At 58.9% G+C, this 25,567-nt stretch carries 22 protein-coding genes; 9 read left to right on the top strand and 13 right to left on the bottom strand.

Going from position 1 to position 25,567, the window contains the following annotated elements:
• Positions 1 to 10: 10 nt before the first annotated feature.
• The 5 genes from EDF75_RS16660 to EDF75_RS16640 all read right to left on the bottom strand — a co-directional run bounded on the left by EDF75_RS16660 (position 11) and on the right by EDF75_RS16640 (position 7,648).
• The gene (locus tag EDF75_RS16660) at positions 11 to 1,570 is read right to left on the bottom strand and encodes a PTS transporter subunit EIIC (protein WP_133600204.1); all 1,560 of its coding nucleotides are present in this window, start codon (positions 1,568 to 1,570) and stop codon (positions 11 to 13) included.
• Between the two features lie 202 nt (positions 1,571 to 1,772).
• Positions 1,773 to 3,476, bottom strand: coding sequence for an AsmA family protein (locus tag EDF75_RS16655; protein ID WP_133600203.1), 1,704 nt, complete (start codon positions 3,474 to 3,476; stop codon positions 1,773 to 1,775).
• Positions 3,477 to 3,632: 156 nt separating this feature from the next.
• Entirely contained in the window at positions 3,633 to 5,024 is a 1,392-nt protein-coding gene (locus EDF75_RS16650; protein WP_133600202.1) for a nucleobase:cation symporter-2 family protein, read from the bottom strand.
• Positions 5,025 to 5,266: 242 nt separating this feature from the next.
• Positions 5,267 to 6,775: a glycerol kinase GlpK gene (gene glpK / locus EDF75_RS16645; protein WP_045853815.1), complete on the bottom strand. Its 1,509-nt coding sequence runs from the start codon at positions 6,773 to 6,775 to the stop codon at positions 5,267 to 5,269.
• Between the two features lie 21 nt (positions 6,776 to 6,796).
• Entirely contained in the window at positions 6,797 to 7,648 is an 852-nt protein-coding gene (locus EDF75_RS16640; protein WP_045853816.1) for an MIP/aquaporin family protein, read from the bottom strand.
• Between the two features lie 444 nt (positions 7,649 to 8,092).
• Here EDF75_RS16640 and zapB point away from each other — a divergent pair, with 444 nt between their 5' ends.
• The 8 genes from zapB to EDF75_RS16600 all read left to right on the top strand — a co-directional run bounded on the left by zapB (position 8,093) and on the right by EDF75_RS16600 (position 16,168).
• Positions 8,093 to 8,338 (top strand): septal ring assembly protein ZapB, encoded by a 246-nt coding sequence (gene zapB, locus EDF75_RS16635; RefSeq protein ID WP_095102595.1) that lies wholly within the window; start codon positions 8,093 to 8,095, stop codon positions 8,336 to 8,338.
• A 156-nt stretch (positions 8,339 to 8,494) separates the two neighbouring features.
• Positions 8,495 to 9,484, top strand: a complete 990-nt coding sequence (locus EDF75_RS16630) for a sulfate ABC transporter substrate-binding protein (protein WP_045853817.1) — start codon at positions 8,495 to 8,497, stop codon at positions 9,482 to 9,484.
• A gap of 96 nt (positions 9,485 to 9,580) precedes the next feature.
• Entirely contained in the window at positions 9,581 to 10,342 is a 762-nt protein-coding gene (locus EDF75_RS16625; RefSeq protein WP_133600201.1) for a CDP-diacylglycerol diphosphatase, read from the top strand.
• A 258-nt stretch (positions 10,343 to 10,600) separates the two neighbouring features.
• Positions 10,601 to 11,935, top strand: a complete 1,335-nt coding sequence (locus tag EDF75_RS16620; RefSeq protein WP_133600200.1) for an MFS transporter — start codon at positions 10,601 to 10,603, stop codon at positions 11,933 to 11,935.
• A 10-nt stretch (positions 11,936 to 11,945) separates the two neighbouring features.
• Entirely contained in the window at positions 11,946 to 12,905 is a 960-nt protein-coding gene (locus tag EDF75_RS16615) for an aminoimidazole riboside kinase (RefSeq protein WP_133600199.1), read from the top strand.
• Positions 12,906 to 12,914: 9 nt separating this feature from the next.
• On the top strand, positions 12,915 to 13,955 hold the full coding sequence (locus EDF75_RS16610; protein ID WP_133600198.1) for an ADP-ribosylglycohydrolase family protein: 1,041 nt from the start codon (positions 12,915 to 12,917) through the stop codon (positions 13,953 to 13,955).
• Between the two features lie 62 nt (positions 13,956 to 14,017).
• A complete protein-coding gene (locus EDF75_RS16605) occupies positions 14,018 to 14,740 on the top strand; it encodes a GntR family transcriptional regulator (RefSeq protein WP_041143244.1) in 723 nt (240 codons plus the stop codon).
• Positions 14,741 to 14,863: 123 nt separating this feature from the next.
• Positions 14,864 to 16,168, top strand: a complete 1,305-nt coding sequence (locus tag EDF75_RS16600) for an SLC13 family permease (protein WP_133600197.1) — start codon at positions 14,864 to 14,866, stop codon at positions 16,166 to 16,168.
• Positions 16,169 to 16,236: 68 nt separating this feature from the next.
• Here the strand turns inward: EDF75_RS16600 and tpiA are convergent, their stop codons facing one another.
• On the bottom strand, positions 16,237 to 17,004 hold the full coding sequence (tpiA, locus tag EDF75_RS16595; protein WP_041143242.1) for a triose-phosphate isomerase: 768 nt from the start codon (positions 17,002 to 17,004) through the stop codon (positions 16,237 to 16,239).
• Between the two features lie 107 nt (positions 17,005 to 17,111).
• A complete protein-coding gene (locus EDF75_RS16590) occupies positions 17,112 to 17,711 on the bottom strand; it encodes a DUF1454 family protein (RefSeq protein WP_133600196.1) in 600 nt (199 codons plus the stop codon).
• Between the two features lie 112 nt (positions 17,712 to 17,823).
• Here EDF75_RS16590 and EDF75_RS16585 point away from each other — a divergent pair, with 112 nt between their 5' ends.
• Positions 17,824 to 18,252, top strand: coding sequence for a DUF805 domain-containing protein (locus EDF75_RS16585; protein ID WP_041143240.1), 429 nt, complete (start codon positions 17,824 to 17,826; stop codon positions 18,250 to 18,252).
• On the opposite strand, the gene fpr is transcribed toward EDF75_RS16585, so the two are convergent.
• The 6 genes from fpr to rpoZ form a co-directional block, all read right to left on the bottom strand.
• A complete protein-coding gene (fpr, locus tag EDF75_RS16580) occupies positions 18,253 to 18,999 on the bottom strand; it encodes a ferredoxin--NADP(+) reductase (RefSeq protein WP_133600195.1) in 747 nt (248 codons plus the stop codon).
• Between the two features lie 139 nt (positions 19,000 to 19,138).
• Positions 19,139 to 20,149 carry a class II fructose-bisphosphatase gene (glpX, locus tag EDF75_RS16575; protein ID WP_133600194.1) on the bottom strand — a complete coding sequence of 337 codons (1,011 nt, stop codon included), beginning with the start codon at positions 20,147 to 20,149 and terminating at the stop codon, positions 19,139 to 19,141.
• A 62-nt stretch (positions 20,150 to 20,211) separates the two neighbouring features.
• Complete coding sequence (recG, locus tag EDF75_RS16570) at positions 20,212 to 22,293, bottom strand: ATP-dependent DNA helicase RecG (RefSeq protein WP_133600193.1); 2,082 nt, start codon at positions 22,291 to 22,293, stop codon at positions 20,212 to 20,214.
• A gap of 4 nt (positions 22,294 to 22,297) precedes the next feature.
• Positions 22,298 to 22,987 (bottom strand): tRNA (guanosine(18)-2'-O)-methyltransferase TrmH, encoded by a 690-nt coding sequence (gene trmH / locus EDF75_RS16565; protein ID WP_123709557.1) that lies wholly within the window; start codon positions 22,985 to 22,987, stop codon positions 22,298 to 22,300.
• Between the two features lie 138 nt (positions 22,988 to 23,125).
• Positions 23,126 to 25,249, bottom strand: coding sequence for a bifunctional GTP diphosphokinase/guanosine-3',5'-bis pyrophosphate 3'-pyrophosphohydrolase (gene spoT / locus EDF75_RS16560; protein ID WP_045853829.1), 2,124 nt, complete (start codon positions 25,247 to 25,249; stop codon positions 23,126 to 23,128).
• 18 nt (positions 25,250 to 25,267) lie between these two features.
• Positions 25,268 to 25,543: a DNA-directed RNA polymerase subunit omega gene (gene rpoZ / locus EDF75_RS16555; RefSeq protein WP_006817787.1), complete on the bottom strand. Its 276-nt coding sequence runs from the start codon at positions 25,541 to 25,543 to the stop codon at positions 25,268 to 25,270.
• Positions 25,544 to 25,567: the final 24 nt, after the last annotated feature.

Raw genomic sequence — 25,567 nt, 5'->3', positions numbered from 1 at the left:
TAACTCCTGATTAATTTTCTGCGAGCCAGCTATCAACCCGGGAACGAACCTGTCCCACCTTGACGCCATAAATAACCTGTACTTCATTTCTGTTGCGCACTACGCCGTTGGCGCCGGTGCTTTTCAATATATCATCGTCAACCAGTTGCATATTTTTAATAGCGACCCGCAGGCGGGTGAAGCAGTTATCAACGGAAATAATATTATCCTTACCGCCTAAGCCATTAATAATTTCATCGGTGACCGCCGACTTATCGTTCATCTTTTTACGATAATCCGCTTTGCTATATAGCTTCACATTTTCATCGTCTTCGCGGCCCGGCGTTTTCAAATTCAGTTTTACCACCAGGGTGCGGAAAATAACGTAGTAGACGGAAAACTGTCCGATACCGATAAGCACATAGCCTGGCCAGCGCGTGAGCGAAACCGGCAGCGGCAGGTTATAAATCAGGAATTCGATCAGCCCGGATGCGCCCCACGGACGAACGGTGAAGATGTCGCAAATTGCCTGCGAGGCGGCGGTTAACGTCGCGTGGATCACCCACAGCAGCGGCGAAACAAACAGGAAAGTGAACTCAATGGGCTCGGTAATCCCGGTCAGCATCGAGGTGATAATGGCGGGCAGCAGAATCGCTTTGGCCAGCATTTTCTTCTCAGGCTTCGCGGTGTGGTAAAACGCCAGCGAGGCGCCGGCCAGGCCGAAAATCGTGGTCATTCCCTGCTGGGAGAAGCGCAGGGCTTCGTTCATCACCGGGGTGAGGTCCGGATGGCGCATATAGGCGAGGAAAATGGCCTGGGTGCCGGAAACGACCTGACCGTCAACGTTCAGCGTGCCGCCGATCTGCGTCAGCTGGAACGGCGACCACACGAAATGATGCAGGCCGGTGGGGATAAGGAATTTTTCAAAGAAGCCGTAGACGAAGACGCCCGCGACGCCGGCGTTTTTCATAAACCCGGTTAACGCCGCGATGCCGTGGGTCATAAACGGCCAGATCCAGGTGAAGGCGATCGCATAGAAGATGATAACGGGCGTCATTGCCACCAGGGTCAGCTTCGCGCCGCCGTACATCGACAGCGCGCCGGGCAGCTCAATGGTCGAGACTTTATTATGTACCCAGGCGATGGTGCAGCCGAGAATAATGCCGAGGAATACCCCCATATCGACCACCACGAACCCTAAGATCTGCGTCTGGCCGGTACCGTAATATTCGCCGTTAATTTTTTCGGCAATCCCGTGAGTATGCTCCAGCCACGAGTGGTTGGCCCCCAGAAACATGATAAAACACATTACCGAAACCAGCGCCACTTCCGTTTTTTTATCTTTTGCCAGGCCGTAGCTAATACCAACGCAAAACAGTAATCCGAGATTGCCGAATAATGGCCAGAAGGTATCGCCGAGCAGTTGACCAAGCTGATGTAAAAAACTGGTTTCAGAAATTAATGTTGGGTTAGTTAAGACAGAACTGAGCGCCAGAATTAAACCGATGACCGGCAAGAACAATACTGCACCGATCATCGCTCTGGAGAATTTTTGCATATTCTCCAGCGCATGTTGACGTATTGCGGACATAGTTGTTCCTTTTATTTTTGTAGCTACAGGGACTTTAATTATTTTTTTGACTTCCAGTATTTTGGTTATAGCAATTCTGCTATTTGAAAGGAACAGGTTGCGGGAAATAGGCACAAACAGCCGCAAAATGGCAACAGGTTTCGGGGGCGGGAAATATCAGGAGGCCTTCTCCCGGCAGGGAGAAGGCTGGAGGACGAGGAAATTAAGGCGTGACGGGCGCGGGCTGGGCGCCGCTTACCTCGCCGCTGCGCATCACCTGCGCAACCTGCTGTTTTTCCATATTGGTCGCGCTGAGCTGGCCGTTCACCGTCGGCCTGAGCGGCGCATCGGCCAGCACGCTGCCGCTGGCGGTTAGCTGGAAATTGCCGTCACCGGAAACCGGCAGCGCGGGCCAGCCCCACGCCTGCAGAACGTTCAGCGGTACGCCGCGCCCGTTCAGGCTGAGGTTAACCTGGCGCTGGGGAAGCTGCGACACCGCGGCGGTGGCCTGTAAAATACCGCGCTCGGTAAAGGCGCTAAGCTCGTTGATATTGACCGTTGAGGCGTTGGCGCTCAGCTTAAGCGACGGGCGCCGGACGTCAACGCGGTTAAAGGTCGCGGCGGCGGCGTTGAGCGTCGCGCTGCCGTTCCATACGCCCCAGCGCCGATCCTTCACCAGCTGCAGCTCGCCGCCGTAGCCGTCAAGGGCGGTGACCTGCCAGGGGAACTGCGGGTCGATATCGATAACCAGGTTGCGGCTGGCGCCGAATTTCTTCAGCGTCAGGCTCTGTAACCAGGCCGGCAGCGGCTCCATCCACAGCTGTTTCCAGTTTTCCGGCAGAGTATATTCCAGCCCGGCAAAGGCGGTGTCATCCAGCACCAGCGCCTTGCCGTCGCGCAGCCAGCGGCCGGAGGTGCGCACCATCCCGCCTTCCCAGCGCGAGGTAAACTGACGCAGGGCGATACCCTGCGGCGAGAATTCGGCATTAAGGATTGGATCGAGGAAGTGCAGCGAGCCGTTAATGAATTCGCTGGCGTTCATCGATAGGGTACCGTCCTCGCTCTGCCAGTCGCCGTGGCTTAAGGTCAGATTGCGCAGGCTGAGGTCCAGGCCGGTGACCGCCCAGTCGGTTCCCTGCAGGCTGGCATCGGTCACATCGAGGCGACCAATTTGCAGCGAAGGGACGGTGGTCAGCGGAGCGAAGAAGTCCGCCAGCGCTTTATCGCTCTGCAGGCGGGTTTCATTCAGCTGCAGATTATCAACCAGCCAGCTGCCGTCGGCGCCGCGTTTAGCGTTGCCGGTTAGCGTTCCGCGGGCAATATCGGCGCCGAGAGTGGACAGCGTGACTTCGCCATTATCAATGCTTCCCTGAATCAGGACGTTGCTGGCCTCAACCCCGTTAAGAGTCAGCGAGCCCGCGCTCATCTGAATCTGCGTTTTTTTGCCCAGCACGTTGCCCGCTTCCGGCGCCCACGGGCTGACGCCGCCGGTCACCCGCTGCGCGCTGAGGTCCCAGCCGGTTTCCGGGCTGTTAAACGCCATATTGCGCAGCTGCAGGCGGTCGGCGGCAAAAGGCAGAGAGGCGGAGGAGGGGGAGAGGTTTAACGTCCCGTCGCTGAGCACAATCTCATCGGCATGCAGCGGATCGCTGAACTGGCGGGTGCTAAAACCGATATCCACCGTTTTGGCAACCAGCGTCGGGGGCTTGCCGTCGCGACCGAACGTCACGTTTTGCAGCTGCAGGTGGAGCGGCGCCGAGAAGTCGTGATCCATCGCATCGAAGGAGACCTGCCAGCCGGTGCCGTCGCTCAGCCAGGCGCTGGCCTGACGCGAGCCCCAGTGGGTCTGTAGCAGGAACCAGGCGGCAACGATCGCGACCAGCAGAACGGCCAGCAGCCAGAGAATCAACTTTCCAGGAAATTTCATGGTCTTACATCCTGAGCGAGGCACATAAGGCTGTTATGCCCGAATTATGCGCAATCCTCAAGACAGGAATTGTGTAATCAGATGATGTGAGGGGGCTAAAAGAGGCAGACTTCAGGCTGCCCCGACCGCCGTGCGCGGCCGGGGAGCAAGGCGGGATCAGTTTTTCTCTGGCGGGAAGACCAAATTCAGCACAATCGCCGTAATACCGCCGGCGGCGATACCGGAGGAGAGCAGGTTCTTCAGCCAGTCAGGGGCGAACTGCAGGATCATCGGCTGCTGGGAAACGCCGAGACCGACCGCCAGCGACAGGGCGATAATCAGGATCGCCCGGCGGTTCAGAGGCTCGCGGGAGACGATGCGCACGCCGGATGCGGCGATGGTGCCGAACATCACCAGCGTCGCGCCGCCGAGCACCGGCTCAGGGATATGCTGCACAAAGCCGCTTACCGCCGGGAACAGCCCGAGCACGATAAGCATCAGCGCCACCACAAAACCAACGTAGCGGCTGGCCACGCCGGTGAGCTGAATCACGCCGTTATTCTGACCGAAGCAGGAGTTCGGGAAGGTATTAAATACCGCGGAGACAAACGAGTTCAGGCCGTTGGCCAACACACCGCCCTTCAGTCGCTTCATATACAGCGGGCCGGAAACCGGCTGCTCGGAAACGTCGGAAGTGGCGGTGATATCGCCGATCGTTTCCAGGGAGGTGATCATAAACACCAGCATCAGCGGCAGCAGCAGGTTCCAGTCAATCCCCAGACCGTAATAGAGCGGGGTGGGCACCATAATCAGGCTGCTGTCGGTTGCCGCGGTATTGGCGGGGAGCATATCGAGCAGCCAGGCCGCCAGGTAGCCGGCCGCCATCGCGATAACCAGCGAAGCGATGCGCAGGTACGGGTTGCGCTGGCGGTTAAGAATAATGATCAGCCCCAGCACGATACCCGCCAGCAGCAGGTTTTTCGGCGCGCCGAAGGTGTGGTCGGCCATCGCCGCGTAGCCGCCGCCGATGGAGGTCAGGCCAACCTGAATCAGCGACAGGCCGATAATCATCACCACCACGCCGGAGACCAGCGGGGTAATGACGCGTCGCGCAAGGTGCAGAACGCGGGAGAGGACCATTTCCGTGCAGCTGGCCAGCATCAGGGTGCCGAACAGCGCGGCCATCATCGTCGGCACGTCGGCGCCGCCGGTTTTTAGCGCGGTACCGCCCATAATCAGCGGGGCGACGAAGTTAAAGCTGGTGCCCTGAATGGAGAGCAGCCCGGAGCCGACCGGTCCCCAGGCCTTAATCTGAATAATGGATGCCACGCCGGAAGCAAACAGCGACATGCTGATGATGTGCTGGGTATCCTGGGCGGGAAGACCCAGAGCCTGACAAATTAATAGCGCCGGCGTGATCACCGCAACAAACATCGCCAGCAGGTGCTGGAAGGCGGCGAACAGCGTTTGTGGCAGCGGGGGGCGGTCTTCGAGGCGGTAGATTAATTCGCTGGTTTGTTTATGCGCAACCGGTTGCGCATTTTCTGGCTCGGCGGTATTCACGGACATCACAAGCAATCCCAAGGTGGCAAAGCGGGGATTTTAGCGGACTGTAATGCAAAAGCAAACGTTTGCCAGCGTTTGAGGAAAAATAATTCCGCCGAAAAAGTGTGGGGAAAAGGCATTCGCATGGCGGGGCGAAAAAGAAGCCCGGAGCCGGTGCCGGGCACCTTATCCGGGCGAAGAAAAAACGTTGCGCATGAAGCCGTCGTCCCGGTAAGCGCTGCGCTACCGGGACGGTTTCGGCGGGATTACTCTTCGTGCTCTTCCCACGCCAGGGCGCGTTTCACCGCTTTTTTCCAGCCGCTGTAGCGGTAGTTACGTTCGGTGGTTTCGATCCCCGGACGGAATTCGCGCTCGATCACCGCTTTCTCCTGCAGCTCGTCCAGGTTCTGCCAGAAGCCAACCGCCAGACCGGCCAGGTAAGCCGCACCCAGCGCCGTGACTTCACGGACTTCCGGGCGCTCGACGCGGGTGCCGAGAATATCGGACTGGAACTGCATCAGGAAGTTGTTGGCGACCGCGCCGCCGTCGACGCGCAGCGCGTGCAGACGGATGCCGGAGTCGGCCTGCATCGCCTCCAGCACGTCCCGGGTCTGATAGGCGATAGACTCCAGGGTGGCGCGGATGATGTGGTTGGCATTGACCCCGCGGGTCAGGCCAAAGATCGCGCCGCGAGCGTACGGGTCCCAGTACGGTGCGCCGAGGCCGGTAAACGCCGGAACCACGTACACGCCGTTGGTATCCTTCACCTTGGTGGCAAAATATTCGGAATCGAACGCGTCGTTGATAAGCTTCATCTCGTCGCGCAGCCACTGAATAGAAGCGCCGGCCATAAAGACCGCACCCTCCAGGGCATAGTTCACTTCACCGCGCGGGCCGCAGGCGATGGTGGTCAGCAGGCCGTGGGTGGAGGCCACCGCCTTCTCACCGGTATTCATCAGCATAAAGCAGCCGGTGCCGTAGGTATTTTTCGCCATCCCTTCTTTTACGCACAGCTGGCCGAACAGTGCCGCCTGCTGGTCGCCGGCGATACCGGCGATAGGAATACGCGTGCCGCCTTTACCGCCGATGTTGGTCTGGCCGTATATCTCGGAAGATTTGCGTACTTCCGGCAGCATGGCGCGCGGAATATCCAGCGCGTCGAGCATTTTGTCGTCCCAGTCCAGCTCATGGATGTTGAACAGCATGGTGCGCGAGGCGTTGGTGTAGTCGGTGACGTGCACGCGGCCCTGGGTCATTTTCCACACCAGCCAGGTGTCCACGGTGCCGAACAGCAGCTCGCCGCGCTTAGCGCGTTCGCGCGCGCCCTCAACGTGATCGAGGATCCACTTAACCTTGGTGCCGGAGAAGTACGGGTCGACGACCAGGCCGGTGGCCTGACGAATGTACTCTTCCATACCGTCACGCTTGAGCTGCTCGCAGATCTCGGCGGTACGGCGGCACTGCCAGACGATGGCGTTATAAATCGGCTTGCCGGTTTCGCGTTCCCAGACGATGGCGGTTTCACGCTGGTTGGTGATGCCGATACCGGCGATCTCGTCGGAGCTGATATCCGCTTTTGCCAGCACTTCAACCAGCGTCGAGCTTTGCGAGGCCCAAATCTCCATCGGGTCGTGTTCAACCCAGCCTGGCTTAGGATAAATTTGTTCAAATTCACGCTGAGAAACGCTGACGATATTGGCATTGTGATCCATCACTACGGCCCGGGAGCTGGTGGTGCCCTGGTCGAGCGCAACGATATATTTTTTGTCGGTCATAGTATGAGTCTCGTAGTCAGATTACAGCGAAGCTTTGTGTTGCGTCGTAGAGGCGGAGGTTGTCTCCTTCTCCTCGACTTCGCAGATGTCGCAAGGCAGGTGGCGGCCAATCAGCTTGCGGTAGCCGAACGCGCCCAGAGCGGCACCAACCACCGGCGCGCACAGCGGCACCAGGAAATAGGGAATATCTTTGCCGCCGGTGAAGGCGACCTCACCCCAGCCGGCAAGCCAGGCGAACGTTTTCGGCCCAAGATCGCGCGCCGGGTTCATCGCAAAGCCGGTCAGCGGTCCCATCGATGCGCCGATCACGGCGATAAGCAGGCCAATCAGCAGCGGCGCCATCGGGCCGCGTGGGATGCCGTTGCCGTCGTCGGTCAGCGCCAGAATCACGCCCATCAGGATAGCGGTTATCACCATCTCTACCGCGAAAGCCTGCATGAAATTGATATGCGGGTTCGGATAAGTGGAGAAAATTCCTGCCAGGTCAAGACTTTCGACGCTACCGCGCACCATATTATGCGAGTGTTCGAAATCGAGGAAAAGATTGTAATAAAGCCCGTAAACTAATGCCGCAGCGCAAAAGGCGCCAGCGAATTGCGCAACGATAAAAGGAACAACTTTACGTCCGTCAAAGCAGGCGAACAGCCACAGCGCGATGGTAACCGCCGGGTTAAGGTGAGCACCGGAGACGCCTGCGGTCAGGTAAATCGCCATCGCGACGCCCAGACCCCAGATGATGCTGATTTCCCATTGACCGAAGCTGGCTCCCGCGACCTTGAGCGCAGCGACGCACCCAACGCCGAAAAAGATCAACAACCCGGTACCGAGGAACTCTGCGATGCACTGGCCTTTTAGTGTTGATGTTTGGCTCATAATCGAATCCTGAAACAAAGTGGTGATTATTGTAAGTATGAAGGTCGTCGTCGACCACGCTGCCATGTAGGCATAGTGTTAATTTATCGTTAACGAACACAAACGAGAAATATCGAACTCTAAATGTGTGTGCCAGGTCAAGAAAATGAGCGTTTTCGCGCCATAAACGCGTGTTGTAGCACATTAAAGAGCGTTTACGGACGCGCAGCGCTAACCCAATGATTAACAATTGCCGCAGAAGTGCCGGGGATTAGCGCCGAATACGCCAGGTAAAGGCTGAAAAGTGTTGCAAACCGCAATCTGCGCGGGTTGTCGCTGGACAGGGAAGGCGGGGATTCATACAATCGACTGCATGACCACTGTAGTGCGCTTATTTTCGTTAAGGCGTCAACGCGTATACGAAACGGACGGTTTCTATCAACGCCTTGCAAGTTCAGGAGAGGTATGACGATGTCATTAGAAGTGTTTGAGAAATTAGAGTCAAAAGTACAGCAGGCGATTGATACCATCACGCTGTTGCAGATGGAAATCGAAGAGCTGAAAGAAAAGAACAACACGCTGGCGCAGGAAGTTCAGGGCGCACAGCACAGCCGCGAAGAGCTGGAGCGTGAAAACGGCCAGCTGAGAGAGCAGCAGCAGGGCTGGCAGGATCGTCTGCAGGCGCTGCTGGGCCGTATGGAAGAAGTGTAGCCCTCGCGTCCTCACCCTCTCCTGCTCGGGAGGGGGTCAGCTTTACCCCTTCGTATATTCTCTCAGGTTATAGCCAATCTTTTTTTATTCTTTAATCATTGGTTCGCTTTCTGGCACGCTTAGTTCATCACAACACGACATATAGAGAGCGGTGCGATGAATAAGTGGGGCGTGGGGTTAACTCTGTTGCTGGCATCCGCCAGCGTTCTGGCAAAAGACATTCAGCTATTAAACGTATCTTACGATCCGACGCGCGAGCTGTACGAACAGTACAACAAAGCGTTCAGCGCGCACTGGAAGCAGGAAACCGGCGACAACGTGGTGATTCGTCAATCCCACGGCGGTTCCGGCAAGCAGGCAACCTCGGTCATTAACGGCATCGAAGCCGACGTCGTTACCCTGGCGCTGGCCTATGACGTCGACGCGATTGCCGAGCGCGGCCGCATTGATAAAAACTGGCTGAAACGCCTGCCGGATAACTCCGCACCCTATACCTCCACCATCGTGTTCCTTGTTCGCAAAGGTAACCCGAAGCAAATTCATGACTGGAACGACCTGATTAAACCGGGCGTGTCGGTCATTACGCCGAACCCGAAAAGCTCCGGCGGCGCGCGCTGGAACTACCTGGCGGCCTGGGGCTACGCCCTGCACCAGAACCACGGTGACCAGGCGAAAGCCCAGGAGTTCGTGAAGGCGCTGTTTAAAAACGTCGAAGTGCTGGATTCCGGCGCCCGTGGCTCAACGAATACCTTCGTTGAACGTGGGATCGGCGATGTGCTGATTGCCTGGGAAAACGAAGCTCTGCTGGCGGCAAACGAGCTGGGTAAAGACAAGTTTGAAATCGTCACCCCGAGCGAATCGATTCTGGCCGAGCCGACCGTTTCGGTCGTGGATAAGGTGGTCGATAAAAAAGGCACCCGCCAGGTGGCAGAAGCCTACCTGAAGTATCTTTACTCTCCGGAAGGCCAGGAGATCGCGGCGAAGAACTACTATCGCCCACGCGACCCGGCCGTTGCCAGCAAATATGCCAGCGAGTTCCCGAAGCTGAAGCTGTTTACTATCGACCAGGAGTTCGGTGGCTGGACCAAAGCTCAGAAGGAGCACTTCTCTAACGGCGGCACCTTCGACCAGATTAGTCAGCGTTAATCTCTCCCCCTCAACGCCCGGTTAAATAACCGGGCGTTTTCATTTGGTCATCAAATTACGCTACTCTTCCGTTTCTGGCTGAGACAGGAAAACATAATGCGAAGAGTACGATACCTTTTATTGGGGTTGCTGGTGGTGCTGGCGGCGATTGCGGCAGGCGGCTGGTACTGGCTGCACTCCGGCAACCCGGACGCGCTGCGGCACATCGTTTTGCAGCAATGCGTGGTCAATCAGCAGCAGCAGCAAAACCCGGCCCCCTGCGCCGAGGTCAATCTCAAAGGCGGCTACGTCCTGTTTAAAGACCGCAACGGACCGCTGCAGTATCTGCTGATGCCGACGTACCGGATTAACGGCACCGAGAGCCCGCTCCTGCTCAACCCGCAGACGCCAAACTTCTTCTGGCAGGCCTGGCAAGGCCGGGAAATTATGAGCGAACGTCGCGGCTCGCCGATACCCGATAACGCGGTTGCGCTGACGATTAACTCCCGCAGCGGGCGCACGCAGAACCACCTCCATATTCATATCTCCTGCCTGCGCCAGGACGTTCGTGCCCAGCTGGACCGCGAGGCCTCGACGATTAGCAGCCGCTGGCTGCCGCTGCCGGGCGGTTTGCTCGGCCATGAATACCTGGCGCGCCGGGTGACCGAAGCGGAGCTTGCCCAGCGCAGCCCCTTCCTGATGCTGGCGGAAGAGGTGCCCGAGGCGCGTGAACATATGGGACGCTTCGCGCTGGCGATGGCCGAACAGAGCGACGGTTCGCTGGTGCTGCTGGCAACGGAACGCAATTTGCTGACTCTGAACCGCGCGTCTGCGGAAGAGATTCAGGACCATAGCTGCGCGATCCTCACCTCCCGGTAGTTTTCTCCCCGTCGGCGCCCTGCCGGTATCTTATTGATTCTCATCCCGGTTGCTGCCGGGATGTAGATCCATACGTAAAATTAATGTGAATTCGATCAAAAGATATAAAGGTATACCTTTATATCTTTTCGCGGATCGTTACACTCTCCTCATAGTCATCTTATTGGATGGCTTATCCATAAAAACGTTTTTATTTCACGTAGTGACATCATCAATTGTTCGACTGATTTGCGCTTTTGAGCGTAAAGGAATTTCAACATGAAACTTTCTATCGTGGAAAAAATCGGCTTTGGTGCAGGGGATATGGCGATAAACGTTGTCATTATTGCTATGCAGCTGCTCCTTGCTTATTTCTATACCGACATCTACGGCCTGAGCGCCGCGGATGTCGGCGTGCTGTTTGTGGTCGTACGGTTGATCGATGCCATTATCGATCCGGCAATGGGGATCCTGACCGATAAGTTCAATACCCGCTGGGGACGCTATCGTCCGTGGCTGCTGTGGTTTGCCGTGCCTTTTGGCTTTGCCGTCTATTTGATGTTTATCACCCCCGATATGGCGTATATGGCCAAGCTGGCGTGGGCCTACGGCACCTATATTCTGATGACGCTGGTCTATACCGCCATCACCATTCCCTACATTTCGATGATTGGCGTGATTACCGACGACCCCGTTGAACGCCTGAGCGCCAACGGCTATCGCTTTGTGATGACCAAGATTGCCGCGTTCCTGGTGACCATCGTGGTGCCGATGCTCGCCGTCTGGCTGGGGCAGGGCAACAAGGCGCTGGGCTACCAGTTTTCGATGGGGCTGATGGGCGCCATGGGCGCGCTGCTGTTTATCTTCTGCTTCCTCACCACCCGCGAACGCAGCGTCCCGGAAATTACCTCTCTTCCGGTCGGCAAGCAGTTTAAGTATCTGCTGCGTAACGATCAGTGGCTTATTCTCGGCGCGGTGATTTTACTCCTGATGTGCGGCTACGTGATCCGCGGCTCGGTCGCCGCCTACTACGCGAAATACTTCCTGAACGGCGGCGATAGCCTGATTTCGCCCTTCCTGACCACCGGCGTGGTCGCCTCGATTCTGGCGATGATCGCCACCACCTGGGTCACCCGCTTCTGGGACAAAATCAAGATGTTCCGCTATACCCAGCTTGTCACCTTCGTCCTCAGCGCGCTGATGTATTTCTGCGTCGGCCGCGAAAATCTCGTGCTGGCGTTTGCCTTCTATTTCCTCATCAACTTCTTCTGCGACATGCAAATGCCGGTGTTCTGGTCATCTATCGCCGAGGCAGTGGATTACGGGGAAAAGAAAACCGGACTGCGCGTCTCCGGCCTCGCGTTTGGCGGCATTCTCTTCTTCCAGAAGTTCGGCATGGGGGTGGCGGGCGGCGTGCTGGGCTTCCTGCTGAGCCATTTTGGCTATCAGGCCGACGTTGAGCAGAGCGCCCGTTCGCTGACCGGCATTGCGCTGATGATGACGTTAATCCCGGCGCTGTTCCATCTGGCGGTGGGCCTGCTGATGAAAAAATACCTGATCAATAACCACTACTACCGCGACATTCAGCATCAGCTGGCGCAGCGGCAGGCATAAGGAGGCGCAGATGAACGCCATGAATAAGGTCTGGGTTATCGGCGATGCTTCCGTCGATCTGGTTGCCGAAAAGCAGGACAGCTACCTGAAGTGCCCCGGCGGCGCCTCGGCGAACGTTAGCGTCTGCGTCGCCAGGCTGGGAGGGCGGTGCGGCTTTATCGGCTGCCTCGGGGACGATGATGCGGGGCGTTTCCTGCGCCAGGTTTTTCAGGATAACGCCGTGGATGTTTCATACCTGACGCACGATGCGGCGCTCACCAGCGCGGTGCTGATCGTCAACCTGGCATCCGACGGGGAGCGCAGCTTCACCTATCTGGTGCACCCGGGGGCCGATACCTTCGTGTCGCCGGCGGATCTACCGACGTTCCGCCCGCACGAGTGGTTTTACTTCAGCTCGATAGGGCTAACGGACCAGCCGGCGCGGGAGGCGTGCCTGGAAGGGGCGAAAAGAGCGCGTGAGGCCGGCGGCTACGTGCTGTTCGACGTCAATTTACGCAGCAAGATGTGGCGCGATGCCGGCGAAATTCCCGCCCTGATCGCCCGTTCCGCCGCGCTCGCCTCAATCTGCAAGGTCTCCGCCGACGAGCTCTGCCAGCTGAGCGGCGCCGCCCGCTGGCAGGATGCCCGCTACTACCTGCGCGATCTGGGCTGCGACACCACCGTGATCTCATTAGGCGCCGAGGGCGCGCTGCTGGTGAGCCCCGAGAGCGAGCAGTGGTTCCCCGCTCCCCGCGTCGAGGTCGTCGATACCACCGGCGCCGGCGACGCTTTTGTCGGCGGTCTGCTCTACACCCTCTCGCAGGCCGAGCGCTGGGACCCCGCGCTGCTGACCACCGCTATTCGGCAGGCTAACGCCTGCGGCGCGATGGCGGTAACGGCCAAAGGGGCGATGACCGCGCTGCCGTTCCCCGAGCAGCTAAACACTTTTCTCTCCAGCCACGCGCTGGAACAAGCCATGACCGTGAAATAAGGAGTCATCATGCACGTTGAGCAAAACAAAATACTGGGATGCCTGGTGGGCGCCGCCGCGGCGGACGCGATGGGCGCGGCGACGGAAGTGCGCACTCAGCAGCAAATAAAGGACTATTTTGGCGGCTGGGTCACCACCTTTCAGAAGCCGCCCGCCGACACCTTTGGCCGCTGCAACGAGGCCGGGATGTGCACCGATGATTTTATCCAGGCGAAGTACATTATGGACGCCCTGCTGCGCCATCGGCGGGAGGTCAGCGACGAGGCGATGCGCGAGGCGTTCCAGCAGTGGCTGGCTTACCCCTACTACGCCAACTTTACCGGCCCCACCACCCGGGCGGCGATGAAGGCGATATTTAACGATAACCGCGCCTCGTTGCAGGGCGAGCTGGAGGGCGAAAAGCAGTCCGTACAGATTATTAATAAGGGCAACGCCGAGGCGACGAACGGCGCGGCAATGAAGATTTGGCCCGCGGCGGTGCTGCATCCCGGCAATCTTGACGCGGCGATTGACTGCGCGCTGCAGATTTGTCGCTTCACGCATAACAACGTGCTGGCAATGTCCGGTGCGGCGGCAATGGCCGCGGCCACCAGCGAGGCGCTAAGGGCGCAGACCGATGCCGACAGCATTATCGCGGCGGGGGTTTACGGCGCGCAGCGGGGCTATCTGCTGGCCGAGGAGCGGGGCGCGATGGTGGTCGCCGGGCCGTCCGTCGCCCGGCGCATCGAGCTGGCCGTGGCGATCGGCAAGCGGCATCGTCATTGGGAAACGGCGGTGGTGGAGCTGGCCGACATCATCGGCAGCGGGCTGCACGTCAGCGAAGCCGTACCGGCGGCTTTCGGCCTGTTCGCGTGTTGTCCGAATTCTGCCGTAGATGCTATTATCTCCGGCGTTAATATCGGCAATGATACTGATACCGTCGCCACCATGGTTGGGGCGATCTCCGGCGCATTCCATGGCGTGGACGCTCTTCCCGCCGATTATTTAACGACCGTGGATCGTATGAATCATTTCGATTTGGCAGAACTGGCCAGACAGATCGCAGGGTAGCGAATTCACCCTGCCGGGGACGGTAGCGCGTCCCCTGCTGGCGAAGACGTGAGGTGCGTAGTTTGCAGGTTGATAAAACGAGCTTTACCCCGCTTTATAAGCAACTATTTTTTATCATCTGTCAGCGGATCCAGAACGGCTCTTTGCCTTTAGGCAGCCAGCTGCCGACGCAAAAGGAGCTGGCCCGGGAGTATCACGTCTCGCTGATCGTGGTGAAGCAGGCCTGGAGCGAGCTTATCAACGCGGGGATTATCTCCTCGCAGCGCGGGAGCGGTTCGGTGGTTTGCGCCGTGCCGGAAGGGGTCAACTACGGCCATACCTTTCGCGGAATTACCCGCGATTTACAGGACGCCAGCGTCGCCGTTGAAAACCGCATCCTCGACATTGCGCCGCGTCGGGCGCGCGACGCTCAGGCCGATGGTCTGAGCCTGCCCGCGCATCAGCACTATCTTTTTATCTCGCGCATTCGCTACCTCAATAATCGCCCGTTTAACCATGAGAAGATTTATCTCGATCTGAGCTTCTTTCCCGGTCTTGAACTGACGGCTGAGGCGCTGGAGCACACCTCGTTATATTCGCTGCTCAACGTCACCAGCGACTCGGCGATTGAAAAAGTGGACGCCATTTTGCCTTCTGCGGAGCTGTGCGAGAAGCTGCAGGTTGCCGCCAACAAGCCGCTGCTTTCCGTGGCGCGACAGACGTTTCAGGCCGGGCGGGATATCCCCTTCGAATACTGCCGCTACTACGTGCTGTCGGAATATTTCGGCGAAATTCACTACCACTAGCCGCGCGCTGCGCCGTGCGATAGCTCACAGCGCAGCCAGGCGGCCGATAACCCCACCATATCTGGCATTTACCTGCCCGACCCGGCGTCGTATTCTTGCTGAAAAAAACGACAGGAGACAGGTATGTCGCTCTGGCTTTCTCACCCTCTGTTCCTTCCCTCCCTGATTGTCGGCATTACCATCCTGCTGTGGGCGACCTCCCTGCTGCCGGAATTTATTACCGCGCTGCTGTTTTTCGCCGCGGCGATGATGGCAAAAATAGCGCCGCCGGAGGTTATCTTTGGCGGCTTCGCGTCATCGGCGTTCTGGCTGGTGTTCAGCGGCTTTGTCCTCGGGATCGCGATTCGTAAAACCGGCCTGGCGGACAGGGCGGCGCAGGCGCTGTCGGCCAGGCTGACGGACTCCTGGCCGCTGATGGTGGGCAGCGTGGTGCTGCTCAGCTATGCCCTGGCCTTCGTGATGCCCTCTAATATGGGGCGCATCGCGCTGCTGATGCCGATCGTCGCGGCGATGGCGAAGCGTGCCGGGATTGAGGACGGCACCCGCGCCTGGTACGGACTGGCGCTGGCGGTCGGCTTTGGCACCTTCCAGCTTTCGGCGACGATCCTGCCCGCCAACGTGCCAAATTTAGTGATGAGCGGCGCGGCGGAGGGGTCGTACGGTATTCACCTCAACTATCTGCCGTATTTGCTGCTGCACACGCCGGTGCTGGGCTGGCTGAAGGGCGCGGCGCTGGTGGTGCTGATTTGCTGGCTGTTCCCCGGCAGGCCGCATCCGCCGCGGGAGCGGACGCTGCTGCCGCCGATGAGCCGGGATGAGAAGCGCCTCTCCTGGCTGCTGGCGGTGGTATTGAGCCTCTGGGTGAGCGAGAGCTGGCACGGGATTGGTCCCGCCTGGACGGGGCTGGCGGCGGCGGTGATTACGCTGCTGCCGCGGGTGGGGTTTATCAGCGGGGAAGAGTTCTCCACGGGGGTGAACATTCGCACCTGTATTTACGTCGCCGGGATCCTCGGGCTGGCGATTACCGTCACGCAGACCGGGATTGGCGGCGTGGTCGGCAACGCTTTGCTGCACGTGATGCCGCTCGATAAAGAGAGTCCTTTTACCAGCTTCCTTGCCCTCACCGGGATCACCAGCGCCCTCAACTTTATTATGACCGCCAACGGCGTACCCGCGCTGTACACCACCTTCGCGCAGAGCTTTGCCGACGCCACCGGCTTCCCGCTGCTGAGCGTGATTATGATTCAGGTCCTGGGCTATTCGACGCCGCTGCTGCCGTATCAGGCATCGCCTATCGTGGTGGCGATGGCGCTGGGCAAAGTTCCGGCGCGTTCAGGGATGCTGCTATGCATTGCGCTGGCGGCGGTCAGCTATCTGCTGCTGCTGCCGCTGAACTACGGGTGGTATCAGCTGCTGGGGAAACTATAAAAAAACCCGGCTAGCGCTACGCTAAGCCGGGCTGCGGATCCATCTCGCCGGGTGACCGGCGTATTGAATTACGCTTTTTTCGCTGCTTCTGCTGCTTTAACGATGACCGCGAAAGCGTCTGCTTTCAGCGATGCGCCGCCAACCAGCGCGCCGTCGATGTCCGGCTGGGTGAACAGCTCTGCGGCGTTAGATGCGTTAACGGAACCGCCGTACTGAATGATGACCTGCTCGGCCACTTTGGCGTCCGCTTTAGCAATGTGGTCACGGATGAATTTGTGCACGGCCTGAGCCTGAGCCGGAGTAGCGGATTTGCCGGTACCGATCGCCCATACTGGCTCATAAGCGATAACTACGCCTTCGAATGCCGCTGCGCCCTGAGTTTTCAGCACTGCGTCAATCTGACGTGCGCAAACTTCTTCCGTTTTGCCCGCTTCGTTTTCCGCTTCGGTTTCACCGATGCACAGAACCGGGATCAGACCCTGCTCTTTCAGCACGGCGAATTTCTTCGCGATAAATTCGTCAGACTCTTTGTGGTAAGTACGACGCTCAGAGTGGCCGATGATGATGTATTCAGCGCCGACATCTTTCAGCATCTGGGCAGAGGTTTCACCGGTGAATGCGCCGGACTGGTTCAGGTCAACGTTCTGCGCGCCCAGGTGAATATGGCTGCCTTCTGCCGCATGCTTAGCCAGATCGATATACATTTCCGGCGGAGCGATAGCAACAGCACAGCCGGTCACGCCGGCCAGTTCGGTACGCAGGTTAGCCACCAGCTCGTTTACCATGTGGCGGCTGCCGTTCAGTTTCCAGTTACCCATCACTAAAGGATGTCGCATTTTAATTCTCCACGCTATAAGCGAATTAAGGAATATAGCCGCCCCTGGGGGCAGCATGGTCTGTCAAACAGTATAGAGTTTCGTCGTTGGAAAGGCTTTGCTTTTTGTCATTTATTATTGCTCTCCAGCGTTTCAGATAGCGCTAGCTTAATCGGTTCAACAGCGAAGGTAAGCCCCTTTTCGCCGTTGTCTGCTACCACATAGCGGATGGCGCCTTCGGTTTCGGCGAAGTAGCGTTTCCCTTTGCCCGCGGCGAGCAGTTTTTGCAGCTTTTGCCCGCTTTGCGCCGGGCTTAATGTCGGGACGAAGGTGCGCAGAACGGCGCTCATATACTCCTGCGCTTTCGCCTTTGCCGCCTTCTGCTCCGGCCCCTGAACGGGGAGCCAGGTCACCTGCATCGATTTGATTTTGAGCGTGCCGCGCTCCAGGGCGGTGGAGGCGTACAGGTTTTCGTTAATCTTGCTTGCCGCCCGGGTCAGGTTAGTCCGGTCGCGGCTGGAGCTAATTGCGTGAAATTCGTTGAGCTGCAGTTTGGGGTTATCGGCGTTGAATTTCTCGCGAAACTCGCTGATAGAGATATCAAATACCGGCGCGCCGGAGAGCAAATAGGGTGCTGCGGAGGAGGCTTCTGGCTCGGCGGACAGCGCCTTATGGCCGACGGATAACGCCGTCAGCCCAATCAAACATAAGGTTGCCCACTTCTTCATACCCGTCCTTCCTTTTTTTGCCTGCTGACGATTAAAACGGGAACCGTCGCGCTTGTCAAAAAGTCACCGCTCCAGGGTAAACTACGCCAATGATGATGATAAGGAATAAAACATGACCCTACAGCAGTGGATGTTCTCAATTAAAGGGCGTATTGGACGCCGGGATTTCTGGATTTGGATCGTTATCTGGGTATTGACCATGAGCGCGCTGTTCACCCTCGCCGGGTCAAATTTGCTGAATCTACAGACCGCGGCCTTTATGCTGGTGTGCCTGCTCTGGCCAACGGCGGCGGTCACCATCAAACGGCTGCACGATCGCGGCAGGTCGGGTCTCTGGGCGCTGCTGATGGTTCTGGCGTGGATGCTGCTGGCCGGGAACTGGGCGGTGCTGCCGGGGGCCTGGCAGTGGGTTGTCGGCCGGTTTGTGCCGACGCTGATTATGGTGATGATGCTGATCGACCTGGGAGCGTTCGTCGGCACCCAGGGCGAAAATAAATTTGGTAAAGAGACGCAGGACGTTCGCTGGAAGGCGGAGTCCTGATCACCAGTAGTGTTCGGCTGTCATATGGCCCGGCCGGCGGCGCAGATGTTTGCTCATCTGCCGGGTTTCCTTCAGCAGCTGCTGGGTATCCCGCACCATCTGCGGGTTGCCGCAGAGCATCACGTGGCTATTGTCAGCGTTCATCGCCAGGCCAACCGCCTCTTCCAGAGCGCCGGTTTCGATCAGGAACGGAATACGCCCCGTTAGCATGCCCGGTACGGTTTCCCGACTGACCACCGACTGGATACGCAGCTTGCCCTTATATTTTTCCTCCAGCGCCTGCATTTGCGGCAGATAGCTAAGATCGGCGGCATAGCGCGCGGCGTGGACCAGCACCAGGTTTTTAAAGCGCTCCAGGTCCTTGCCTTCTTCGAGAATCGACAGGTAGGGGCCTATGGCGGTGCCGGTGGCCAGCATCCACAGGGTGTCGCAATCCGGGACCTCTTCCAGCACGAAGAAGCCGGCGGCCTCGCTGACGATCTGCACGTCATCGCCCGGCTGCAGCGCCGCCAGCCGCGGGCTGAGTTTGCCCTCCGGAACCGTCACCAGGTAGAATTCAAGATCGGGATTGCTCGGGGCGTTAACGTAGGAGTAGGCGCGTTGCACGCGCTCGCCGTCAACGTCGAGGCCCAGTTTGGCAAACTGGCCGGCGGTAAACGGATGAACAGGGGCCCGCACGTGTAAACTAAACAGCGCGTCGGTCCAGAATTCCACTTTTGTTACTTTGCCGCTAACCCAGTCCGCCATGATCTTCTCCCGTTGCGAAGCGTTGCCTTATCTTCGTTGCAGACGACAAAGATTTCCAGCCCAACGGGGCCGGAAAGCTCTATTGATCAAATAATAGCGCCAGCTTCAGCCTGCCGCGCGCGACCGTAGGCCGAACGGCTTACAGGATGTGCAGCTGGATATCCGGATCTTTGCGATCGAGATAGTGAATGGACTGGATGCGGCGAATGGTGCGTGATTTACCGCGGATCAGCAGCGTCTCGGTGGTGGCCATATTGCCCTTGCGGGTGATGCCGTCCAGCAGGTCGCCTTTGGTGATCCCGGTGGCGGAAAAGACCACGTTATCGCTGCGCGCCATCTCGTCGAGGCGCAGCACGATGCCGGCCTCAATGCCCATCTCTTTACAGCGCGCCAGCTCGTTCTCGCCGATCCGGCGGTTCTCTTCGCTGTCGCCCTTGACGTGGTGGCGGGCCAGCAGGCGGCCCTGCATATCGCCGTCCAGCGCCCGGATCACCGCGGCGGAAACCACGCCTTCCGGGGCACCGCCGATACCGTACAGGACGTCAACTTCGCTATCCGGCATGCAGGTCAGAATAGAGGCCGCCACGTCGCCGTCTGGGATGGCGAAGACGCGCACGCCCAGCTGCTGCAGCTCGGCAATCACCGCATCATGGCGCGGCTTGGCGAGCACGGTTACCGTTAGCTCGCCGAGCGGCTTATTCAGCGCGCTCGTCACGTTACGCAGGTTCTCCGCCAGCGGCAGATTGAGGTCAATCGCCCCTTTCGCCCCCGGACCGACAATCAGCTTTTCCATGTACATATCCGGCGCATTCAGGAAGCAGCCCTTATCGCCCACCGCCATGACGGCCAGCGCGTTCGCCTGGCCCATCGCCGTCATCCGCGTGCCCTCGATCGGGTCGACGGCGATATCCACCGCGTCGCCGCTGCCGGTGCCAACCTTCTCGCCGATGTAGAGCATCGGCGCTTCATCGATTTCACCTTCGCCGATGACGATAGTGCCGTCGATATTAATCAGGTTGAGCATAATGCGCATGGCGTTAACCGCGGCGCCGTCGGCGATGTTTTTATCGCCGCGGCCCAGCCACTTGTAGCCCGCCAGCGCGGCGGCTTCGGTAACACGCGAAAATTCGATGGCCAGTTCTCGTTTCATAATTCACTCGTTCTGAAGGAAAATTGCGCGCGGCGCCGCCTGCTCCTGCGGGAGCAGAGGCGTCAGGCGTTGGAATAGCGTTCGGTTTCCGGCATCCAGCGCTCGATAAGCGCCTGGGCCTGCTGCGGGTAGCGTTGGTGAATATGGCGGGCAATGCGCTGAACGTCGGGGATCATTGCCTTATCGCGGAGTAAATCCGCGACCTTAAATTCGGCGGTACCGGTCTGTCGGGTGCCGAGCAGCTCGCCCGGGCCGCGGATCTCGAGGTCCTTTTGCGCGATGACGAAACCGTCGTTGCTATCGCGCAGGACCTGCAGGCGCAGCTGGGCGGTTTTCGACAGCGGCGACTTATAGAGCAGCACGCAGTGGGAGGCCACCGCGCCGCGCCCGACGCGCCCCCTGAGCTGATGCAGCTGCGCCAGCCCGAGACGTTCCGGGTTTTCGATAATCATCAGGCTGGCGTTAGGCACGTCCACCCCGACCTCGATAACCGTGGTGGCGATAAGCAGATGCAGCTCGCCCTGCTTAAAGGCCTGCATGACCGCCTGCTTGTCCGCCGGCTTCATCCGGCCGTGCACCAGGCCGATATTCAGCTCCGGCAGCGCCAGCTTCAGCTCTTCCCAGGTGGCTTCCGCCGCCTGGGCTTCCAGCAGGTCCGACTCTTCAATCAGCGTACAGACCCAGTAGGCCTGACGGCCTTCCTGAGTACAGGCGTTGCGCACGCGGTCGATAATATCGCTGCGGCGGGTGTCAGGGATGGCCACCGTGGTGACCGGCGTACGGCCCGGCGGCAGCTCGTCGATCGTCGAGGTGTCGAGGTCGGCGTAGGCGGTCATCGCCAGGGTGCGCGGAATGGGGGTGGCGGTCATGATCAGCTGATGCGGATGGAAGCCCTGCTGCTGGCCCTTTTCCCACAGCGCGAGGCGCTGATGCACCCCGAAGCGGTGCTGTTCATCGATGATCACCAGCGCCAGGCCGCTAAACTGGACCTGCTCCTGAAAAATGGCGTGGGTGCCGACAATCATCTGCACCTGACCGCTGGCGATGGCATCCTGCTGCGCCTGACGCGCCTTGCCTTTTTGTTTGCCGGCCAGCCAGCCGACCTCAACGCCCAGCGGCGCAAACCAGCTGCGGAAGTTGGCGGCGTGCTGCTCTGCCAGCAGCTCCGTCGGCGCCATTAGCGCCACCTGCCTGCCGTGGGCGATGGCCCGCAGCGCCGCGAAGGCGGCAACCAGCGTTTTGCCGGAGCCGACGTCGCCCTGTACCAGGCGCATCATCGGCACATCGAGCGCCATATCCCGCTCGATCTCGGCGGTCACCCGCTCCTGGGCGCCGGTCGGTTTAAAGGGCAGGGAAGCCAGCAGCTTGTTTTTTAGGCCATCGTTGGCGCTGAGCGGCAGGGCGTGAAAGCGCTGGGCGCCGGCGCGAACCGCCAGCATGCTCAGGTTATGCGCCAGCAGCTCTTCCAGAATTAAGCGCTGCTGGGCCGGGTGCTTACCGGTTTCCAGCTCGCTGAGCTGGAGCGACGGCGGCGGGCGATGCAGGGTGCGCAGCGCCTCCGGGAGACTCATCATTCCCTGCGCCAGCTCGGGCGGCAGCAGCTCGGCGATAGCGCAGGTCTCAAGGAGCTCCAGCGCCTGGTCGGTCAGCTTACGCAGCGTGGCCTGTTTGATACCTTCGGTGGTGGGGTAGACCGGAGTCAGGGTCTCCTGCAGGTCGGGGGTGCTCATATCGCCCTGCACGCGGTATTCCGGATGGATCATCTCCGCGCCGTATTTGCCGCGCTTCGCTTCGCCATAGGCCAGCACCCGGCGGCCGGCGGCAAGGCTGTTTTTCATCGCGGCGTTGAAGTTGAAGAAGCGCATGGTGAGAATACCCGAGCCATCGCTTATCTGGCAGGTCATCATCCGACGGCCGCCGAAGGTGATGTTGCTGTTGAGCACTTCGCCTTCAACGGTGGCGTAGACCCCCGGCAGCAGGTCACCGATTTGATAGAGCTGGGTGCGGTCTTCGTAGCGTAGCGGAAGATGCAGCAGAAGATCCTGCACGGTGTGCAGGCCGATTTTCGCCAGCTTGCTGCTCTGCGCTGCGCCAACGCCGGTTAACGTGTTGAGCGGGACAGCATCCAGCAGACGGCTTTGCATCGGTTTACCTCGCTGCCTGCATTGTGGCCCACCACGCGGCGTCGGCTTCGACTTCGCCCTGGCCGTTGACGTGGGGATAGGGCAGGCCTTTTTGTTTTGCCACTCTTGCCAGCACCGGATAACCACCTTCAAACAGCAGGCGCTGCTGCTCTTCTTCCGGCAGCATGCTGTTTTCGCGTTTATACATGCCCGCGTTTTGCCGCTGGCGCTGCGCTTCATAGAGAATCAGGGCGGAGGCGACGGAGACGTTGAGCGACTGCACCATGCCCGTCATCGGAATCACGATCTCCTGGTCCGCCAGCGCTAAGGCTTCCGCGGTGATGCCGGTTTTTTCCTGGCCCATCAGGATACAGGTGGGCCGGGTGTAGTCGATTTCACGAAAGTCGACGGCTTTATCAGAAAGATGGGTGGCGAGGATTTGCATGCCCTGGTCCTTTAGGTGACCGACGGCGTCGCCAATGGTAGGGTGCGTTTTGACCTGTACCCAGCTGTTGCTGCCCGCGGCGGCGGCGACCATGGTGTGCATGCGGCTGCTGGGCCAGATAGCGTGCACTTCGTGCACGCCAACGGCGTCTGCGGTACGAACAACCGCAGAGACGTTATGAGGTTTGTGGACCTGCTCCATGCAGACCGTCAGGTCAGGCTGACGCCTGGCGAGCATCTCACAAATACGCGCATAACGCTGTGAATTCATTACACTTCATCCTTCAAATTGCCTCGGCGTGCGCCGCTGGCTACCCGGCTTACAGCCTCGCCCTTCGGGACCAGCGCAAGCGCTGTGCGAAACGCTGACGCGTTTCGCGACCTGGCCCGAATGATTTTGTGTATAAGGCTAGTTTCGGTTACGGGTGACTTTTATCACGTCCGGCATCACGCGAATCTTGCGCATGATATTCGCCAGATGCACGCGATCCCGCGCGGTAAGGCGAATAAAGGCGCTGTATACGCGGCCATCCTTCTCTTCCGTATTCAGGCTTTGAATATTGGAAGCGGCGGTATTGATCGCGGCCGTGAGGTTCGCCAGCGCGCCCTGGTGGTTAAACATATCCACCTTAATTTCGGTGATAAATTCCTGGGCAGTCTCTTTATCCCACTCGACGGCCATAAACTTCTCGGGCTCTTTCTGGTAGCCACGAATGTTACGACAGGACTCGTGGTGAATGACCAGCCCTTTGCCGGGGCTGACGTGCGCGATAATCGGGTCACCGGGAATCGGACGACAGCACTTGGCGAAGGTAATCAGCACGCCGTCGGCGCCTTTAATCGGCAGATGTCCGTGGCCTGATGGCGTTGAGCTTTGCGCCGGCGCGGAGACGGTCTCTCCCTGCTGCAGGTTTCTGGCAACCACCACGCTCATCGCGTTGCCGAGGCCGATTTCTGCCAGCAGATCGTCCAGCGTCGCCAGCTTCATGCGCTCAAGCTCGCGCTGAACGTTCTCTGGCGGGATTTCTGCCAGCTTGCGGCTGCCGCCGAGGGCGTGGTTGAGCAGCCGGCGGCCGAGGCTGACGGAGTCATCGCGCTTGAGGTTTTTCAACAGCTGGCGGATCTTCGCGCGCGCTTTCGAGCTGACGACAAAGTTCAGCCAGGCGGCGTTCGGACGCGCGCCCGGTGCGGTAATGATCTCTACCGTCTGGCCGCTGGAGAGCGGCTGCGACAGCGGATACGGCTGGCGGTCAACGCGCGCGCCAACGCAGGCATGGCCGATATCCGTATGCACCGCGTAGGCAAAGTCCACCGGCGTTGCGCCAGCGGGAAGTTCGACAATGCGCCCTTCCGGGGTGAAAACGTAAATCTCATCGGGGAACAGATCGGATTTGACGCTCTCGATAAATTCAAACGAGCTGCCTGCGCTCTGCTGCAGCTCCAGCAGGCTCTGCATCCAGCGCTGGGCGCGGATCTGCGCGGTGGTGCTGCTCTCGCCGCCGTGCTCTTTATAGGCCCAGTGCGCCGCAACCCCCATTTCCGCCATCTGGTCCATGTCTTCGGTACGGATCTGTACCTCAACCGGGACGCCGTGCGGGCCGATCATCGAGGTGTGCAAAGATTGATAGCCGTTCGCTTTCGGAATGGCGATGTAATCTTTCATCCGCCCTGGACGCGGCTTGTAGAGGCTGTGCATCTGGCCAAGCACGCGGTAGCAGGTGTCGGCATCGTGGACAATCACGCGGAAGGCGTAGATATCCATGATCGAGTGAAAACGCTGCTCTTTGAGCACCATTTTGCAGTAGATGGAGTACAAATGCTTCTCGCGACCGCTGACGCGACAGGGGATCCCCGCTTCCTGTAAGCGTCCTTCGATTTCGGAGAGGATCTTTTGAATCATCTCTTTACGATTGCCGCGCGCCGCTTTAACGACTTCTTTAATGACGCGATACCGATTGGGATACAGCGCTTCAAAGCCCAGCTCTTCGAGCTCGGTTTTAATGTGGTGAATACCTAAACGGTGGGCCAGCGGGCTGTAGATTTCCAGCGTTTCGCGGGCAATGCGGCGGCGTTTATCCGGGCGTAGCGAGCCCAGGGTGCGCATGTTGTGGGTGCGGTCGGCAAGCTTGATGAGGATGACGCGGATATCCTGCACCATCGCCATAATCATCTTGCGAAAGTTTTCGGCCTGCGCCTCTTTCTTATCGCGGAACTTGAGCTTATCAAGTTTTGATACCCCCTCTACCAGCTCGGCAACGCTTTTACCAAAGAGCTGCTCCATGTCCTGGTAGGTGGCAGGGGTATCTTCAATCACGTCATGCAGCAGGGCGGCCATCAGCGTTTCGTGGTCGAGTTTCATCTCGGCCAGAATACAGGCTACCGCTACCGGGTGCGTGATATAGGGTTCACCGCTTGAACGTGTCTGACCCTCGTGAGCGTCACGTGCAACGAGATACGCCTGCCGAAGACGCTTGATTTGCTCTTCCGGCAGGTAGTTTTGAATCAGCTGATTCAGGCTTTCAAACAGATACAAGGGCGACCCGCTGCGTTATTAACGACGACCTTCAGCAATAGCGGTCACTGCTTGTAATTCAGCGGCTTCCTGCTCTTGCTGTTCTTGACGATCGCGCACGTCGAGGATCTGGTTGTTGATCAGACCTTCTTCGATTTCGCGCAGTGCGATAACGGTAGTTTTATCGTTTTCTTCCGCTACCAGCGGATCTTTCCCGCCAACCTGCATCTGACGAGCGCGACGCGCGGCGACCAGTACCAGGTCAAAACGGTTACCAATTTTCTCTACAGCGTCCTGAACAGTTACGCGTGCCATACTTAAAATGCTCCACAGATGAAG

Origin of the sequence: Klebsiella sp. BIGb0149, assembly GCF_004362605.1 — a bacterium.
Classification (GTDB): Bacteria; Pseudomonadota; Gammaproteobacteria; order Enterobacterales; family Enterobacteriaceae; genus Klebsiella; species Klebsiella terrigena.
This window is presented reverse-complemented; position numbering and strand designations above follow the sequence as displayed.